Origin of the sequence: Microbacterium oxydans, assembly GCF_026559675.1 — a bacterium.
Taxonomy (GTDB): Bacteria; Actinomycetota; Actinomycetes; order Actinomycetales; family Microbacteriaceae; genus Microbacterium; species Microbacterium oxydans_D.
In genome coordinates, this window is record NZ_CP092891.1 from 3,396,897 (window position 1) to 3,412,138 (window position 15,242).

General features: G+C 71.6%; 18 protein-coding genes. 6 read left to right on the forward strand and 12 right to left on the reverse strand.

Annotation, left to right across the window (positions count from 1 at the left end):
• Window positions 1-34: 34 nt before the first annotated feature.
• A complete protein-coding gene (locus MME74_RS16415; RefSeq protein ID WP_267416162.1) occupies window positions 35-367 on the forward strand; it encodes an SdpI family protein in 333 nt (110 codons plus the stop codon).
• A gap of 61 nt (window positions 368-428) precedes the next feature.
• On the opposite strand, the gene hemL is transcribed toward MME74_RS16415, so the two are convergent.
• The 10 genes from hemL to MME74_RS16465 all read right to left on the reverse strand — a co-directional run bounded on the left by hemL (window position 429) and on the right by MME74_RS16465 (window position 8,493).
• Window positions 429-1,751: a glutamate-1-semialdehyde 2,1-aminomutase gene (gene hemL, locus MME74_RS16420; RefSeq protein ID WP_267416163.1), complete on the reverse strand. Its 1,323-nt coding sequence runs from the start codon at window positions 1,749-1,751 to the stop codon at window positions 429-431.
• A 20-nt stretch (window positions 1,752-1,771) separates the two neighbouring features.
• Window positions 1,772-2,749 (reverse strand): porphobilinogen synthase, encoded by a 978-nt coding sequence (gene hemB / locus MME74_RS16425; RefSeq protein WP_267416164.1) that lies wholly within the window; start codon window positions 2,747-2,749, stop codon window positions 1,772-1,774.
• Window positions 2,746-3,543, reverse strand: coding sequence for a uroporphyrinogen-III synthase (locus MME74_RS16430; protein ID WP_267416165.1), 798 nt, complete (start codon window positions 3,541-3,543; stop codon window positions 2,746-2,748). Before MME74_RS16430 ends, hemB begins: the two co-directional genes overlap by 4 nt.
• Window positions 3,544-3,549: 6 nt before the next feature.
• Window positions 3,550-4,539 (reverse strand): hydroxymethylbilane synthase, encoded by a 990-nt coding sequence (gene hemC / locus MME74_RS16435; protein ID WP_267416166.1) that lies wholly within the window; start codon window positions 4,537-4,539, stop codon window positions 3,550-3,552.
• A gap of 5 nt (window positions 4,540-4,544) precedes the next feature.
• Complete coding sequence (gene hemQ, locus MME74_RS16440) at window positions 4,545-5,225, reverse strand: hydrogen peroxide-dependent heme synthase (RefSeq protein ID WP_267416167.1); 681 nt, start codon at window positions 5,223-5,225, stop codon at window positions 4,545-4,547.
• Window positions 5,226-5,305: 80 nt separating this feature from the next.
• Complete coding sequence (locus MME74_RS16445) at window positions 5,306-5,578, reverse strand: hypothetical protein (protein ID WP_267416168.1); 273 nt, start codon at window positions 5,576-5,578, stop codon at window positions 5,306-5,308.
• A complete protein-coding gene (locus MME74_RS16450) occupies window positions 5,565-5,972 on the reverse strand; it encodes a phage holin family protein (protein ID WP_267416169.1) in 408 nt (135 codons plus the stop codon). Before MME74_RS16450 ends, MME74_RS16445 begins: the two co-directional genes overlap by 14 nt.
• Window positions 5,973-5,974: 2 nt before the next feature.
• The gene (locus tag MME74_RS16455) at window positions 5,975-6,412 is read right to left on the reverse strand and encodes a hypothetical protein (protein WP_267416170.1); all 438 of its coding nucleotides are present in this window, start codon (window positions 6,410-6,412) and stop codon (window positions 5,975-5,977) included.
• 150 nt (window positions 6,413-6,562) lie between these two features.
• Window positions 6,563-8,134 (reverse strand): protoporphyrinogen/coproporphyrinogen oxidase, encoded by a 1,572-nt coding sequence (locus MME74_RS16460; RefSeq protein WP_267416171.1) that lies wholly within the window; start codon window positions 8,132-8,134, stop codon window positions 6,563-6,565.
• 26 nt (window positions 8,135-8,160) lie between these two features.
• Window positions 8,161-8,493 carry a metalloregulator ArsR/SmtB family transcription factor gene (locus MME74_RS16465; protein WP_267416172.1) on the reverse strand — a complete coding sequence of 111 codons (333 nt, stop codon included), beginning with the start codon at window positions 8,491-8,493 and terminating at the stop codon, window positions 8,161-8,163.
• 67 nt (window positions 8,494-8,560) lie between these two features.
• Between MME74_RS16465 and MME74_RS16470 the strand changes: the two genes are divergently transcribed.
• A complete protein-coding gene (locus tag MME74_RS16470; protein ID WP_267416173.1) occupies window positions 8,561-9,463 on the forward strand; it encodes an NAD(P)H-binding protein in 903 nt (300 codons plus the stop codon).
• Between the two features lie 17 nt (window positions 9,464-9,480).
• Here MME74_RS16470 and hemE read toward each other — a convergent pair whose 3' ends face one another.
• Complete coding sequence (gene hemE / locus MME74_RS16475; protein ID WP_267416174.1) at window positions 9,481-10,503, reverse strand: uroporphyrinogen decarboxylase; 1,023 nt, start codon at window positions 10,501-10,503, stop codon at window positions 9,481-9,483.
• An 87-nt stretch (window positions 10,504-10,590) separates the two neighbouring features.
• Between hemE and MME74_RS16480 the strand changes: the two genes are divergently transcribed.
• From MME74_RS16480 to MME74_RS16490, 3 genes are read left to right on the forward strand one after another with little or no spacing between them, the layout of a single operon-like run.
• Window positions 10,591-11,892, forward strand: a complete 1,302-nt coding sequence (locus tag MME74_RS16480; protein ID WP_267416176.1) for a glutamyl-tRNA reductase — start codon at window positions 10,591-10,593, stop codon at window positions 11,890-11,892.
• A gap of 44 nt (window positions 11,893-11,936) precedes the next feature.
• Window positions 11,937-12,509 carry an HhH-GPD-type base excision DNA repair protein gene (locus MME74_RS16485; protein WP_267416178.1) on the forward strand — a complete coding sequence of 191 codons (573 nt, stop codon included), beginning with the start codon at window positions 11,937-11,939 and terminating at the stop codon, window positions 12,507-12,509.
• A complete protein-coding gene (locus MME74_RS16490) occupies window positions 12,506-12,931 on the forward strand; it encodes a DUF1801 domain-containing protein (protein ID WP_267416179.1) in 426 nt (141 codons plus the stop codon). Before MME74_RS16485 ends, MME74_RS16490 begins: the two co-directional genes overlap by 4 nt.
• Before the next feature lie 74 nt (window positions 12,932-13,005).
• Here MME74_RS16490 and MME74_RS16495 read toward each other — a convergent pair whose 3' ends face one another.
• The gene (locus tag MME74_RS16495; protein ID WP_267416181.1) at window positions 13,006-14,163 is read right to left on the reverse strand and encodes an epoxide hydrolase family protein; all 1,158 of its coding nucleotides are present in this window, start codon (window positions 14,161-14,163) and stop codon (window positions 13,006-13,008) included.
• A gap of 69 nt (window positions 14,164-14,232) precedes the next feature.
• Between MME74_RS16495 and MME74_RS16500 the strand changes: the two genes are divergently transcribed.
• On the forward strand, window positions 14,233-15,192 hold the full coding sequence (locus tag MME74_RS16500; RefSeq protein ID WP_267416182.1) for a helix-turn-helix transcriptional regulator: 960 nt from the start codon (window positions 14,233-14,235) through the stop codon (window positions 15,190-15,192).
• The last annotated feature ends 50 nt before the right edge of the window (window positions 15,193-15,242 follow it).

Here is a 15,242-nt window from a genome sequence, read left to right on the forward strand (position 1 = left end):
CGACTGCCCGAAGGGCGCGACCTAGACTGGCGGCATGGTCGTGATCGCCGTGGTCGTCCCGCTCCTGCTGCTGTTCACCGCGGTGCTGGTGGAGCTGGCGGGCCGCGGTCGACTGCGACGCAACCGGATCGCCGGCATCCGCACGCGCGCGACCATGAGGAGCGACACCGCCTGGTCCGCGGCGCACCGATCGGCCGCCCCGACGGTCTGGATCGGCTTCGCGGTGAGCGCGGTCGCCGGCATCGTCGCGCTCGTCAGCGACGGCACCCTCTCCCTCGTGTGCGGTGTCACCGTCGTGGTCGCGTTCTTCGCCACGGCCGCGGCATCGCTCATCCAGGCGGGCAGAGCGGGCGCGGCCGCGTCATAGCCCTCGCCACCATCCGGGCGCCGAGGAGCACCGGCGAGCAGGAACGCTCGTCGCGCCCGCGCTACGGACGCGCGGCCGCCGCGGCCTCGGCGGCAGCGGGGAGTGCGGCCTCGATCTGCTGCATCTCCTCCTCGCCGTGGGCGGCGGTGAGGAACCACGCCTCGAAGACGCTCGGCGGAAGAGCCACGCCCTGTTCGCGCAGCGAGTGGAAGAACGGCGCGTAGCGGAACGACTCCTGCGCCTGCGCCTCGGCATAGTTCCGCGGCGCAGAGGCGCGGAAGGACGCGCTGAACAGGTTCCCGGCGGTCGCGACCGCATGGGTTACTCCGGCCGAGGTGAGCGCGGCATCGAGAGCGTCCGACACCCGGGCGGCTGCCGCGTCCACGGTCGCGTAGACCTCCGGCGTCGCGAGCCGCAGCGTCGCGAGGCCCGCTGCGACCGAGAGCGGATTCCCGGACAGGGTTCCCGCCTGGTACACGGGGCCGAGCGGTGCGAGCAGGTCCATGACCTCGGCGCGACCGCCGAGCGCGGCCAGCGGCATCCCGCCGCCGACGACCTTGCCGAACGTGAAGATGTCGGGGAGGTAGTCCTCGCCCGCTGCCGCCTGCAGCCCCCAGAAGCCGGCGGGGTGCACGCGGAAGCCGGTCAGCACCTCGTCGAGGATCATCAGCGCGCCGTGCGCGTGCGCGGTCTCGGCGATCAGACGGTTGAAGCCGGGCAGCGGAGCGACGACACCCATGTTGGCCGCCGAGGCCTCCACGATGACGGCGGCGATGCGCTCCCCGTGCTCGGCGAACACCGCGGCCAGAGCCTCCGGGTCGTTATAGCCGATCACGAGCGTCTGCGCCGCGATCGGGGCCGGCACTCCGGCGGAACCGGGGAGGGCCAGCGTCGCGACGCCCGAGCCCGCCTCGGCCAGGAGCCCGTCCGAGTGGCCGTGGTAGTGCCCCGCGAACTTCACCAGCAGGTCGCGCCCGGTGGCGCCGCGGGCGAGACGGATCGCCGTCATCGTGGCCTCGGTGCCGGTCGACACCAGCCGCACGCGCTCCACGGGACGGATCTCCCCGAACCGCACGCGATCGGCGATCAGCGCCGCGAGCTCGACCTCGCCCTCGGTCGGAGCGCCGAACGACAGGCCGCGCGACGCGGCCTCCTGCACGGCGGCGACGATCTCCGGGTGCGCGTGGCCGAGAAGAGCGGGACCCCAGGACGCGACGAGGTCGACGTACTCGCGACCCGCGGCATCCGTCACGCGCGCGCCCTTCGCCGAGGCGAGGAACCGCGGCGTGCCGCCGACCGACCCGTAGGCCCGCACCGGCGAGTTGACCCCACCGGGGATCACTGCGCGGGCAGCGGAGAACAGGTCGTCATTGCGGTCGGTCATGAGAGAGCTCCTCGGAGAAGTCAGTCGCGCAGCCAGCCGGCGGCCTCGGTGGCCCAGTAGGTCAGGACCGCGTCGGCCCCGGCGCGACGGATGGAAAGCAGCGACTCGAGGATGGCGGCACGGCGATCGATCCAGCCGTTCGCACCGGCGGCCTCGATCATGGCGTACTCGCCGGAGACCTGGTATGCCCACACCGGAATGCTCACGGTGTCGCGCACCTCGCGCAGCACGTCGAGGAAGGCCATCGCCGGCTTCACCATGACGATGTCCGCGCCCTCGGCCTCGTCGACGACCGCCTCGCGCACACCCTCGCGGCGGTTGCCCGGGTCGAGCTGGTACGTGCGTCGGTCGCCCTTCAGCTGCGAGTCGACGGCCTCGCGGAACGGGCCGTAGAAGGCGCTCGCGTACTTCGCGGCGTAGGCGAGCAGCAGGGTGTCGGTGAAGCCCTCGGCGTCGAGCGCCTGGCGGATCACCGCCACCTGGCCGTCCATCATCCCGGACAGTCCCAGCAGCTGCGATCCGGCGCGCGCCTGGGCGAGAGCCATCGAGGCGTAGCGCTCGAGCGTCGCATCGTTGTCGACCGATCCGTCGGACGCGAGAACGCCGCAGTGCCCGTGGTCGGTGAACTCGTCCAGGCACAGATCGGTCTGCACGACGAGCGCATCGCCCACCTCTGCCGCCAGAGCCTCGGTCGCGACGTTGAGGATGCCGCGAGGATCGTCGGCGCCGGACCCCTGCGCGTCACGCACCGCCGGCACGCCGAACAGCATCACGCCGCCGACACCCGCCTCCGCGGCCTCGACGGCCGCGGCACGCAGGGAGTCGAGCGAGTGCTGGGCGACACCGGGCATCGAGCCGATCTCCACCGACTCCGTGAGGCCCTCGCGGACGAACAGCGGCAGCACGAGCTGACGGGGCTGCAGCGAGGTCTCGCGCACGAGATCGCGGACGGCCCGCGACTGACGCAGTCGCCTCAGCCGGACGTCGGGGAAGCTCACGGCGCGAACTCGTCGGCCGCGTGCGGAAGGGTGAAGTGCGACACCGCGTCGATCAGCGCGTCGACGGTCTGTCGATCGGCGACCACCGACACGGGCAGCCCCGCACGCTCGGCATCCTTCGCGGTCCGCGGTCCGATCGCGGCGAGCAGCGTCTCGTCCGGGATCTCCGGGAACTGCTCGCGCACCTGCTCGGCGACCGATCCGCTGGTGATGAGGATCGCGTTGATGCGGCCGTTCTCCACGTCGCGACGGATGCGCTCCGTCACGGGGACACCGACCGTCCGATATGCGACGACGCCGTGCACGTCGTGCCCCGCCTCGGAGAGGAGTCGACTGAGCACGGGCTTCGCGATCTCGCTGCGCAGGGCGAGGATGCGACGCGGCTCCCGCTCCAGCGCGATGAGCTGCTGCGCCATGCCCTCGGCGGAGTTGTCCTGCTCCGGCACCAGGGTGACCTCGTAGCCGACCGCCTGCAGAGCCGCGGCGGTGGTCTCGCCGACGGCGGCGATCTTGGTCGAACGCGGCACGACCGCCCGGTGTGCGAAGAGCACGTCCACCGTGGTGGCGCTCGTGACGGTCAGCCAGTCGAACTCCCCCGCCGCCAGCTGTGCGAGCGCGGTGTCGAGCGTCGCCTGGTCGGTCGTCGGGGCGAAGTTGATGAGGGGTGCGACCACGGGGACGGCGCCCAGTGCCCGGAGGCTCGCGGCGACGCTGTCGCCCCACGGCCCGCCACGGGGCACGAGGATGCGCCAGCCGTCCAGCGGTCGGTCCTGCTTGATTTCGGAAGTGGTCATGAGGATTTATTGCTCTCGGGGTACGAGGCCGGCCGCCCCTTGATCGAGCAGCCGACGGGCAACAGTGAACCCGAGCTCGCGCGCTGCGTGCATCGGGTCTGCACCATCGGCAGCATCCGCTCCATTGCCACTGCCGTTCCGACGAATATACTCCCCGTTCAGGGCTTCGGTGACGTCGAGCCCGATCCGACGGCTGCCGTCCGTGGCGTAGACGACCGTCCTGACGCGGATCGAGGAGCCGTCGACGACGGCGTGCGCGGCCATCGGCGCCTGGCATCCGGCGTCCAGTCCCTCGAGGATCGCGCGCTCCACCGTGATGGCGAGACGGGTGTCCGGATCGTCGAGGCCGGCGAGTGCCGCGCGCAGCTCCTCGGGGGCGTCCGTCCGCGTCTCCACGGCGAGCGAACCCTGGCCCGGTGCGGTCGGCCACTCGGCGAGACCGAGCTCCTCGCGACGCAGCGGCGAGTCCGATCCCAGGCGGGAGAGTCCGGCCGCCGCGAGGATCACGGCATCCAGCTCTCCGGAGGCGACGCGTGCGAGGCGCGAGTCCACGTTGCCGCGGATGTCGACCACCTCGGCACCGGGCGCACGACGGCGCACCTGCGCGATGCGGCGGGGGGATCCGGTGCCGACGGTGCTGCCGGCGCGCAGCTCGTGCAGCGGAAGCCCGTCGCGGGTCAGGACCACGTCGCGCGGGTCTTCGCGCTTCGGCGTCGCCGCGATCACGAGCCCCTCGGGGATGGCGGTCGGCAGATCCTTCAGGGAGTGCACGAGGAAGTCGCACTCCCCCGCGAGCAGCGCCTCACGCAGACGCGTGGCGAAGATGCCCTGGCCGCCGATCTCGGAGAGCGATGCACGGTTCGTGTCGCCCTCGCTGGTGATCGGGACGAGCTCGACCCGGCACCCCGAGAGCTTCTCGAGGGCGGCGGCGACATGACCCGACTGCGCCTGCGCGAGCGCACTGCGACGGGTACCCAGACGGATGGGGGTGCTCATGGCGATTACTGGAGGACGTCCGCGATCTCGTCGAACCGGAGCCTGCGCCCCGTGTAGAAGGGCACCTCCTCCTTCACGTACATGCGGGCATCCGTGTAGCGCAGGTCGCGCATGAGGTCGACGAGGTCGGTCAGCTCATCGGCTTCGAGCGGCAGCAGCCATTCGTAGTCGCCGAGGGCGAAGGACGCGACGGTGTTGGCGAGCACGCCCGTGAAGGCGGCACCCTTTCGTCCGTGGTCGGCGAGCATCTTGCGACGCTCCTCCTCGGGGGCGAGGTACCACTCCGGCGTGCGCACGAACGGGTACAGGCACAGCCAGTCCTTCGGCTCGACGCCGCGGAGGAAGCCGGGCACGTGCGCGCGGTTGAACTCGGCGTCGCGGTGCACGCCCATGACGTTCCAGACGGGGAGGAGCGGACGCAGCAGCTCGGTGCGGCGCAGGCGACGCAGCGCCTTCTGCAGCTCCTCGGCCGTGTCGCCGTGGAGCCACACCATGAGGTCGGCGTCGGCCTTGAGGCCGGACACGTCGTAGAACCCGCGGACGGTCACGCCCGAGTCCTCGATGTAGGAGACGATCGTCTCGAGCTCGGTCGACTCGGTCTCCGTCACGGGGACGTCGGGATTCCGTCGCCAGACAGCCCAGAGGGTGAAGCCGGACGGGTTCTCATCGCGCTCTTCGGACATCATGCTCCCCAGTCTGCCTCGTTTGCGCAGGAGCCGCTAATCACCCCCCAGGGGCGACAGACGGCATCCCGGAATGCTGTGCGTCAGCGCGAGATCGCGCGCGCGATCGCCCAGACCGCGCCCCCCACGGCAGCGGCGATGCCGACCGCGGCGGCGACCGCACCGATCGGGTTGCGGTCGGCGAAGACACGCGCCCTGGCCACGGCACGCGTCGAAGCCTTCTCGACGCGGCGAGGGATGTTGCCCTTCACCTCGATCGCCGCGAGGGCGGCCTTCAACTCGGCGCGCGCCGAGGCGACGGGGTCGACGATCCCGCCGGGAACGGCGGTGCGCGGCAGCGACTCAGAATTCGTCATCGCCGGCCTCCTTCACGAGTCGGATGTCCTCGGCGACGGCCTGCGCCGGGTTCTGGCGGGCGAGCACCTTGCGGAACTTCAGGATGCCGAGCAGCGCGAACAGCAGCACGGCGACGATCAGGATGCCGAACACGGCGATCGCCGAGAGCCACACCGGCCACCAGGACGAGAGCCCGGCGATCGCGAAGACCAGGATCACCGGCACCGCCCAGAACAGGAAGAACAGCGCGACCAGGAACCACACCGAGCCGATGCCCGCGTCCTTCGAGGTGCGCGAGATCCACGCCTTCGCGGCGTTGATCTCGGCCTTCACCAGATTCGTGACGAGTTCCGGCAGATCCCCGAGGAGGGTCAGCAGGCTGTCGTCGGCACGATCTCGGTACCCGCGGGGCATGGTCAGGCCCCGGACTTCTTCGGGGCGGCCTTTGTGGCCGCCGGCTTCTTCGCGGCGGGCTTCTTGGCGGCCGTCTTCGACGCCGGCTTGGCCGACGATGCGGTCGCCTTCGCGGCCTCGACCGCTTCCTCCGTCGCCTCCGCGAGGTCTTCCGCGGCCTCGCGGCCGGTGGCGATGGCGGAGTCGAGTCGCTGACCGGGAGTACCCGAGCCGCTGACCGACTTGGCGACCTTCACGACACCGGTCCAGATCGCTCCGGGGACGGCCGCGGCCTTGTCGCCGACGAAGCCCTTGACCTTGGTGACCTGCTCCTGCACGGGATCGAGGTGCCATACCTTGAGCCACTGCGTCTTGATCTGCTCGTAGCGCTCACGTCCGGCACGGGTGCCGAGGACGTAGCCCACGCCGAGCCCGACGACGAGTCCGATCTTCCCCTTCATGGGGTCTCCTCACCTTGTTCCGGTAGTCCGGCCAGATTCGCCCGGTTGGGACCGACCGCAGGGATTGTCGCCCCTCGATCAGGTACCCAGCGTAACCCCGTATGCCGATTTCGGCATCTATGGGTCAGAGGGTTGACACGGAGAGTCTTCTCAGTCCCACAACAGGGCGCGCCGCAGGCGGTCGGCCTCTTCACGCGCGTCCGGGACGACCTGTGCGAGGCCGGTTCCGGCGAGCCAGGCGCCCACAGCGGCGATACCCGGCACCGCCTGCACCGCTGCGCGAGCGGCGGCGCGGCGCTCACCGGATCCGATGATCGACGCGGGCTGCGACTGCACGAACCGGCCGCGATGGGCGGCGATCACCGCGTCGGGAGCGAGGGCGACGCCGAGCATGGCGGCGGCCTCGGTCCGCGCGAGCGCGGCGGCGGCCTCGTCGTCCAGACCGGAAGTGGCCGCGGGCTCGCCCTGCGCACCGAACGACACCCGCACGATCTGCCGGGTCCCCGCGGCATCGCGCACCCAGCCCCACTTCGCCGTCGAGTGCGTGAGCGCCTTCGCGGTGTGGCTGCCGGGCACCGTGAGCACGCCGGTGCCGCGCGGTGCGGCATCCAGCTCGGGCGCCTCGAGCAGAAGCGTGACGATCTCGATCTCGGGCGACGAGGCGGCGTCGGTCCGCTTCAGCGCCGGGACCGCGACCGCGAGGAGTTCCCGCGCTGCGGCCTCGGGCGTCGCCACGATCACGGCGTCGGCGGAGATCTCCTCGATCACCGGATCGGCGCCGGCCTCCACCTCAGCGGCGCGCAGCTCGGCGACGATCGCGTCGGGGTCGTCCTCCGGAGAGAGACCTGCGGGGGCGACGGCGGTCTCGATCGTCCAGGATGCCCCGGCCCTGCGGATGCCGCGCACGCGCACGCCCGTCCGCACCTCCGCACCGAGCTGCTCCAGGTCTTCGGCGAGTGCATCGACGAGGGTGCTCATCCCACCGGACAGCCCCTCGACGGCGGCGCCCGGCGCCTTCGCCGCGGTCGGCGCGGCGGAGGACCGAGCCGCCGCATCGTCGCGCAGGGTCTGCACCGCGCCGGAGAGGGAGCCGACCCGGGTGAGGGCGGCATTGAGACCGGGGGCGGCGACATCGATGTCGACGTCGTCGGGCGACGCCGAGTAGACGCCGGTGGTGACCGGCGCGACGAGGCGGTCGCGCACCTTCGCCCCCATGCGCGAGGCGACCAGCTTGCCGAGGCTGAGCTGGTGGCCGATCGTCAGCGGGGGACGCACCCGGTCGAGGTAGGCACGCCAGACGCCGGACCATCCGATGATGCGACGGACGTCATCCTGGAAGGGGTTGGCGGGGATGCCGAGGATGCCGCCGACCGGCAGCGGCGCCGCCCCCACGCCGGCGATGCCGGCGAGCCACGCGCCACCCGGACGCGGGGCGACGATCCGGTCGGACAGCCCGAGATCCTTCACGAGTGCGCGCACATGGCCGCCCCGCGTGGCATAGCTCTCGGCACCGGCATCCACCGTCACGCCATCGAGCTCGACCCGGCGGATCGCGCCGCCGAGGTCGTCGTCCGCTTCGAGCAGCGTGACCCGCATGCCGACCTTCGCGCACTCGCGCGCAGCGACGAGTCCGCCGATTCCGCCGCCCACCACGAGGACGTGCTTTTCCGCCGCGCGGGCGGCGAGGTCGGAGGGCTCGGCGGAAGAGGACTCAGGGGTCATGCCCCCAATTCTCGCACCGGGACGGTTCAGGCCTCGACGGTCTCCGTGGCGCCGCGCCCGCGCTTGCGGACCTCGCGGAGCACGATCTGCTCGGGGCAGACGGTGGAGAGGAAGTCGCCGACGGAGAGCGCGAGCCGTTCGCCGACGAGGGAGTAGAGGATGCGGTTGGCGTCGCGGCGCTCGCTGATGAGTCCCGCCTGGCGGAGCACGCTCAGGTGGCGGGAGATTGTCGGGCCGCTCGCGGAGAAGCGCGCCGCGATCTCACCGGCCGCGAGCTCACCGTCTTTCAGGTCCTGCAGGATCTGGCGGCGGGTGGGGTGCGCCAGCGCCGCGAAGATGTCGGTCGCGCTGTCTGCCATGGTTGCAATATAGCACGTTCGCTAGATAGTCTTTAGCCACATAGCTAATGAGCGAAGGATGGGCGTCATGAAGGTTGCGATCACAGGCGGTACCGGCTTCGTCGGCAGGAACCTCGCCGAGCGGCTCGAGGACGCGGTCGTGATCTCTCGCCGCAGCGGTGTCGAGATCACGGATGTCGACGCCCTCGCCGCGGCGTTCGAGGGCTGCGACGCCGTCGCGCACTGCGCCGGCATCAACCGCGAGATCGGCGAGCAGACCTTCCGGCGTGTGCACGTCGACGGGACGCGGGCCGTCGTGGAGGCCGCCCGCCGCGCGGGTGTGCAGCGCATCGTCCTGGTCAGCTTCCTCCGGGCACGGCCCGATTGCGGCTCCGGCTATCACGAGTCGAAGTGGGAGGCGGAGGAGATCGTCCGCGCGTCCGGCATCCCCCACACGATCCTGAAGTCGGGAATGATCTACGGCCCCGGCGACCACATGGTCGATCACGTGACGAAGGCCGTGCGCACCCTCCCGTTCTTCTGGACGGTCGGCTATCGCGAGCGCACCGCGCGGCCGGTGCCGGTCGAGGACGCGGTCGACGTGCTCGTCGCCGCGCTCGAGGGCCGCATCCCGGATCCGACGATCGCCGTCCTGGGTGCGGACGAGGTCACGCTCGGCGAGGCCATCCGCCGCATCTCCCGCGTGGCCGGACGCCGCCCCGCCTTCCTCCCGGTGCCGACGTGGATGGTGCGAGTGCTCGCCCAGGTGACGGAATGGACGATGGTCGTCCCGCTCGTCGCGAAGGCTCAGGCGCGGATGCTCGCCGAAGGCGTGAGCGAGGCGGCGCCGTACGCACCCGAGGCTCCCGCCGACATCCGCCCCTCGCGGTCGTTCGACGACGCGCGCATCCGCGCCGCGCTGCCGACCGGCCGCTTCACGCTCGAGGACCTGCGGATCACCCGTCGCGTGCGGCGGATGCGGAGCGCCTGAGTGTCGGCCGCCCCGCGTCAGACCGCGTGCGCGAGCTCGACGATGCGGGTGAGCTGATCGGGGTCGGTCTCCGGCGGAACGCCGTGGCCGAGGTTGAGGATGTGGCCGCGCGCGGCCCGGCCCCGTTCGATCACGTCGCGGACGTGCGCCTCCAGCACCGGCCAGGGCGCGGAGAGCAGGGCGGGGTCGATGTTGCCCTGGACCGTGACGTCCGGCCCGAGGATGGCCGCTGCCTCGTCGAGCGGCAGGCGCCAGTCGACTCCCACGCCATCGGCGATGCCGTCGAGGCGCATGTCGGCGAGGAACGGGCCGGTCCCGACGCCGAAGTGGATGGTCGGGAGGCCGATCCCCTCGAGCGCCGCGCGGGAGTGCGGGGCGACGAAGGCGCGGTAGTCGGCGGTGCTGAGCGATCCCGCCCAGCTGTCGAAGAGCTGGACGACGGATGCTCCGGCGTCGCGCTGGGTCTCGAGGAACCGGCGGGACACCTGGGCGAGCCACCCGGCGAGACGGTTCCACGAGTCCGGGTCGGAGTGCATCATGGCCCGCGCGCGGAGGTGCTCCTTGGATGGGCCGCCCTCGACGAGGTAGGCGGCGAGCGTGAAGGGTGCACCCGCGAAGCCGATCAGCGGGGTGTCGCCGAGTTCCGCCGTGACGAGGCGCACGGCCTCGGCGATGGCCGTGCCGTCCAGGCCGTCCGGGTCGATCGCGGTGATGCGCTCGACGTCGGCCTTCGTGCGCACCGGGCTCGCGAACACCGGACCGCGACCGGGCTCGATCTCGACCTCGACGCCGGCGAGGCGCAGCGGGATGACGATGTCGCTGAAGAAGACGGCCGCGTCCACGCCGTGTCGACGCACCGGCTGCAGCGTGATCTCGGCCGCGAGGTCGGGCGTGAGGCAGGCGTCGAGCATCCGGGTCCCGACGCGCAGGTCGCGGTACTCGGGGAGCGACCTTCCGGCCTGCCGCATGAACCAGACCGGGGTCTGAGCGGGGCGGTCGCCGGAGAGGGCGCGCAGGAGCGGAGCGTCGGAGAGGGCCATGCCTCTATCCTCCCATTCGAGCCTTATGGAGCCGCCGAGTTCCACCGGTCGAACCTTCGCCCGCGGACGCTCCGGTACAATCGATCTGTGCTGCTGTGTGTGACGGCGAGTCACAAGACCGCCTCCTTCGAACTGCTCGAACGCCTGAGCCGCACCCCCGACGACGTCGCTCCCACTCTCGTGGGCATGACGCCGTGCGTGCAGGGTGCCGTTGTTCTGGCGACGTGCAACCGGTTCGAGGCGTACGTGGAAATGGACGAACCGGTCACCGCCGCCGGTGCGATCGGCGTCGAAGCCGTGATCGAGGCCGTCGAAGCCGCGACCGGGATCCCCGCCGCAGAACTCGACGGCGCCTACGCCGTGCACTCGGGACGTCGCGTCGCCGAGCACCTCTTCTCCGTCGCCTCCGGGCTCGAGTCCGTCGTCTCCGGCGAGGGCGAGATCGCGGGACAGGTCCGCCGCGCACTCAAGTCCGCCCGCAAGGACGGCACCACGTCGCCCGAGCTCGAGCGCCTCTTCCAGCGTGCGAGCCAGGCGCAGCGCAAGGTCAAGAACGTCACCGCCCTGGGACGCGCCGGTCGCTCGCTCGTCCGCCTCGCCCTCGAGCTCGCGGACAGCCGCATCGCCGACTGGTCCGCCGAGCGCGTGCTGCTGGTCGGCACCGGGGCCTACGCCGCGGTCACCCTCGCCACGCTCCGGGAGCGCGGCGCCGAGAACATCTCGGTGTACTCGCCCTCCGGCCGCGCGGAGGTCTTCGCCGCGAAGCACGGCATCCGTCCGATCGCCGCCGAAGAGTACGCGCACACCGCCGCCCGGTCGAGCCTGCTCATCACCTGCACCTCGGCGACCGAACCCGTGCTCGGGCCGGAGCACCTGCAGCTGCCGACCGGCCTCGCCGCCGCGGGCTGCCCCGTCGGTGCGCACAACCAGCTCGTGGTTGACCTCGGCATGCCGCGCAACGTCGACCCCGCGGTCGCTGCGCTCGAGGGCGTCGCCCTGCTCGACCTCGAGACCATCCGCCTGCACGCACCGCTCGAAGAGCTGCAGGCGACGGATGCCGCACGCAGCGTGGTCCGCGAAGCGGCCGAGACCTTCCACGTGGTGGGCGCCCGTCAGAGCGTGACCCCGTCGGTCGTGGCGCTGCGGTCGCACATCTTCGAGCTGCTCGAGCGCGAGATCGACCGTGCCCGCGCACGCGGCGATGAGGACGGCAAGGTCGAGCAGGCTCTGCGTCACCTCTCCGGTGTGCTGCTGCACACCCCGACGGTCCGCGCGCACGAGCTCGCCGCCGCCGGCCGGGCCGACGAGTTCACCGCGGCACTGGCCGCCCTCTACGGCATCGCGCCCGAGGCCGAGGCCTCCGCCGCGGACGACGCCGCCACCGCCTGACGCTGCGGGCTGTCGCCCCGGGCGCGGGGTGGGACACTGGAGGCATGGCCCTTCACATCACCGGAGACACCGCCGCCGACGCCCTGCTGACCGACAACCCGCTCGCCCTCCTGGTGGGCATGCTGCTCGACCAGCAGGTGCCGATGGAGACCGCGTTCGCCGGTCCTCTCAAGATCGAGCAGCGCACGGGAGCGGCCGACGCCGCGACGATCGCGCACATGGCCCCGGACGAGTTCCTCGAGGCGTTCAAGCAGACGCCCGCCGTGCACCGTTTCCCCGGATCGATGGCGACGCGCGTGCAGACGCTGTGCCAGACCCTCGTCGAGGACTGGGACGGCGATGCCGCAGCCCTGTGGACCGAGGGCGACCCGTCGGGCCCCGAGGTGCTGAAGCGGCTGAAGGCGCTCCCCGGCTTCGGTGAGCAGAAGGCGAAGATCTTCCTCGCGCTCCTCGGCAAGCAGTACGGCTTCACCGGCGAGGGCTGGCGTGAGGCATCCGCCCCCTACGGCGAGGACGGGTCGTACCGCAGCGTCGCCGACATCGTCTCGCCCGACTCGCTCACGAAGGTGCGCGAGCACAAGAAGGCCATGAAGGCCGCGGCGAAGGCTCCGAAGTGAAGCCCACGGGTGATGACGTCGCGGGACTCATCGCCCGCTCCTCCCCCGCCGTGCGACGCCGCGACGCCGAGACGCTGACCGCGCTCATGCAGGAGATCACCGGCCGCGAGCCGCAGACGTGGGGCACGATCATCGGGTTCGGCTCGTGCCACTACCGCTACCCCACGGGCACGGAGGGCGACAGCGGACTCCTCGGCTTCGCCCCGCGCAAGGCCGCGACGACGATCTACCTGTTCGACGGCGTCGACGCGCACACCGAGGCCCTGGCGGAGCTCGGACCGCACACCACGGGCGTCGGATGCCTGTACATCAAGGACCTCGAGCAGGTCGACCTCGACGTGCTGCGCGGCATCCTGGAGCGCTCCCTGGCCTGGGTCGAGGCGGGCGGCACCCCCGAGGTGCAGCTCACCGTCACCGGCTGAGACGCACCGGCTGAGACGCACCGGACCCACCCGCGCAGGGTGCGCACGGGTGGGCCTCGGGATCGATGCGGGCGTCAGCGCGCTCCGGCGAAGAACGTGCGGAGATCACCCGCGAGCAGGTCGGGGCGCTCCAGAGCGGCGAAGTGCCCGCCCTCGTCGAAGCGGCTCCAGTGCACGATGTTCGCGTTGTCGCGCTCGGCGAAGACCCGGATCGTCTGGAAGTCGTCGGCGAACACCGCGACCCCGGTCCGTGCGGTGTTGATCCGCGGTTCGGCACCCTCGGCGCCCTCGCCCGCGGCATCCGCCCTGGCGTTCTCCAGGTAGCTGCGGCTCATACCGGATGCGGCGTTCGCGAACCAGTTCACGCTGACCTCGAGCAGGATCTTCTCGAGCGGCACGAGAGACGTGCCGTTGCCGAACGAGTTGAACAGCTCGCTGTAGGCGAGCAGTCCGACCGGGGAGTCGCTGATCCCCACCGACACGGTCTGCGGGCGCGAGGCGTTCATCGCGTTGTACCCGCCGACCGACTGGAACCACTGCATGTGCTCGAGGCCGGCGTAGTCCGCGGGCTCCAGCTTCTCGAACTCCGCGGGGTCGCCCGAGGGGAACGAGAACAGCTGCAGCACGTGCAGTCCGAGGAAGCCCTCCGGTTCCCGCAGCCCCAGCTCGCGGGCGACCATGGCGCCGTTGTCGGAACCGTGGATGCCGTAGCTGTCGTAGCCGAGTCCGCGCATGAGGCGGTCGTAGGCCTCGGCGACCCGGGCGGTCGTCCACCCGGCGGAGGCGAGCGGCTGCGAGAAGCCGTAGCCCGGAGCATCGGGGATCACGACGTCGAACGCGTCCTCCGCCCGACCGCCATGTGCCACCGGGTCGACGAGCCGGTCGATCAGGTCGAGGTAGTCGATGGAGGAGCCGGGATAGGTGTGCGCGAGCAGCAGCGGCGTCGCGCCCTCGTGGGCCGAGCGCACGTGGAGGAAGTGGATCGTCTGGCCGTCGATCTCGGTGGTGAGATGCGGGACCGCGTTGATCCGCTCCTGGGCGGCGGCCCAGTCGAAGTCGCGCCAGGCGGCGATGGCCTCGCGCAGGTAGGAGTTGGGGGTGCCGGCATCCCAGTCATCCGTCGGCGAGGGCTGCGGAAGGCGGGTGCGGGCGAGACGATCCTGGAGATCGGCGACCTCGGCGGCGGAGACCGAGACGGTGAAGGGGCGGAAGGTGAGCGTCGTGTTGTCCATATCTCGAAGGTACGAGCGCATTAGGTTGGATCTGTTCCTAATGGATGGATGACTTCTCGAGGAGTTCCGATGGCCGATCCGACGGCTCGACTGCTCTCCCTGCTGGCACTGCTGCAGACCGGCCCGGAGCGCTCCGGGAGTGATCTCGCCGCGCGCCTCGGCGTCTCCTCCCGCACGGTGCGGCACGACATCGAGCGGCTGCGCGACCTCGGCTATCCGGTCGACGCCACGAGAGGTTCCGTCGGCGGATACCGTCTGGGCGCGGGCGGCCGCCTCCCTCCGCTGCTCCTGGACGACGAGGAGGCGGTGGCGGTCACGGTCGGCCTTCGCGCCGCAGCCGGCATCTCGGGGGTCGCGGAGTCGGGGGCCAGGGCGCTCGCCAAGCTCGAACAGGTGCTGCCCTCGCACCTGCGCCCCACGGTCGACGCCCTTCGCTCCAGCGTCGACCGCGCCCCGGAGAACAACGACACGGATGCCCCCGATCCCGAGGTCGACGCCGCGGCGCTGCAGGCGATCGCGAGCGCGATCCGCAACGAGGAGTGGCTGCGCTTCGACTACGAGGGCACGCCGGTGCTCGCCGAGCCGTACCGCCTGCTCACCTGGCACCGACGCTGGTACCTCGTGGCGCGCGATGCGGACAGCACCGAGTGGGGCACGTACCGCGTCGACTGGATGGAGCTGCGGATGCCGACGCGTCGCCGCTTCGATCCGCAGCCGCTGCCCGGGGGCGACTACACGGCGTTCGCGATGCGGACCATCGCCGTGAGCGGCTGGGTCGTGCACGCCCGACTCCGCATCGACGCGCCCGCCGAGGCCGTGCTCGCGCGGATCCACGCCGCGGTCGGCGTGGTCGAACCGGTCGACGACGAGCACTGCATCCTCGTGACCGGCGCGGACAGCCTCGACACCGTCGCCGCGTACATCGGGATGCTGATGATGGACTTCACGGTCGAGAGCCCGCCCGAGCTGCTCCCCCGCCTGCAGCTGCTCTCCGAGCGCTACGCGCGCGCCGTGGCCGGAAGCACATGAGAAGACCCCGCCGGCCTGCATGAGGCCGACGGGGTCCGGATGAAGCGTGC

What these genes read in the sequence shown, in the direction of transcription:
- MME74_RS16445 (WP_267416168.1), bottom strand. Translation starts at nt 5,578, where the DNA reads ATGACGAATTCTGAGTCGCTGCCGCGCACCGCCGTTCCCGGCGGGATC.
- hemE (WP_267416174.1), bottom strand. Translation starts at nt 10,503, where the DNA reads ATGGCCCTCTCCGACGCTCCGCTCCTGCGCGCCCTCTCCGGCGACCGC.
- MME74_RS16495 (WP_267416181.1), bottom strand. Translation starts at nt 14,163, where the DNA reads ATGGACAACACGACGCTCACCTTCCGCCCCTTCACCGTCTCGGTCTCC.
- MME74_RS16465 (WP_267416172.1), bottom strand. Translation starts at nt 8,493, where the DNA reads ATGGCAGACAGCGCGACCGACATCTTCGCGGCGCTGGCGCACCCCACC.
- MME74_RS16470 (WP_267416173.1), top strand. Translation starts at nt 8,561, where the DNA reads ATGAAGGTTGCGATCACAGGCGGTACCGGCTTCGTCGGCAGGAACCTC.
- MME74_RS16430 (WP_267416165.1), bottom strand. Translation starts at nt 3,543, where the DNA reads ATGACCACTTCCGAAATCAAGCAGGACCGACCGCTGGACGGCTGGCGC.
- MME74_RS16485 (WP_267416178.1), top strand. Translation starts at nt 11,937, where the DNA reads ATGGCCCTTCACATCACCGGAGACACCGCCGCCGACGCCCTGCTGACC.
- hemC (WP_267416166.1), bottom strand. Translation starts at nt 4,539, where the DNA reads ATGAGCACCCCCATCCGTCTGGGTACCCGTCGCAGTGCGCTCGCGCAG.
- MME74_RS16455 (WP_267416170.1), bottom strand. Translation starts at nt 6,412, where the DNA reads ATGAAGGGGAAGATCGGACTCGTCGTCGGGCTCGGCGTGGGCTACGTC.
- hemL (WP_267416163.1), bottom strand. Translation starts at nt 1,751, where the DNA reads ATGACCGACCGCAATGACGACCTGTTCTCCGCTGCCCGCGCAGTGATC.
- MME74_RS16500 (WP_267416182.1), top strand. Translation starts at nt 14,233, where the DNA reads ATGGCCGATCCGACGGCTCGACTGCTCTCCCTGCTGGCACTGCTGCAG.
- MME74_RS16415 (WP_267416162.1), top strand. Translation starts at nt 35, where the DNA reads ATGGTCGTGATCGCCGTGGTCGTCCCGCTCCTGCTGCTGTTCACCGCG.
- MME74_RS16460 (WP_267416171.1), bottom strand. Translation starts at nt 8,134, where the DNA reads ATGACCCCTGAGTCCTCTTCCGCCGAGCCCTCCGACCTCGCCGCCCGC.
- MME74_RS16450 (WP_267416169.1), bottom strand. Translation starts at nt 5,972, where the DNA reads ATGCCCCGCGGGTACCGAGATCGTGCCGACGACAGCCTGCTGACCCTC.
- hemQ (WP_267416167.1), bottom strand. Translation starts at nt 5,225, where the DNA reads ATGATGTCCGAAGAGCGCGATGAGAACCCGTCCGGCTTCACCCTCTGG.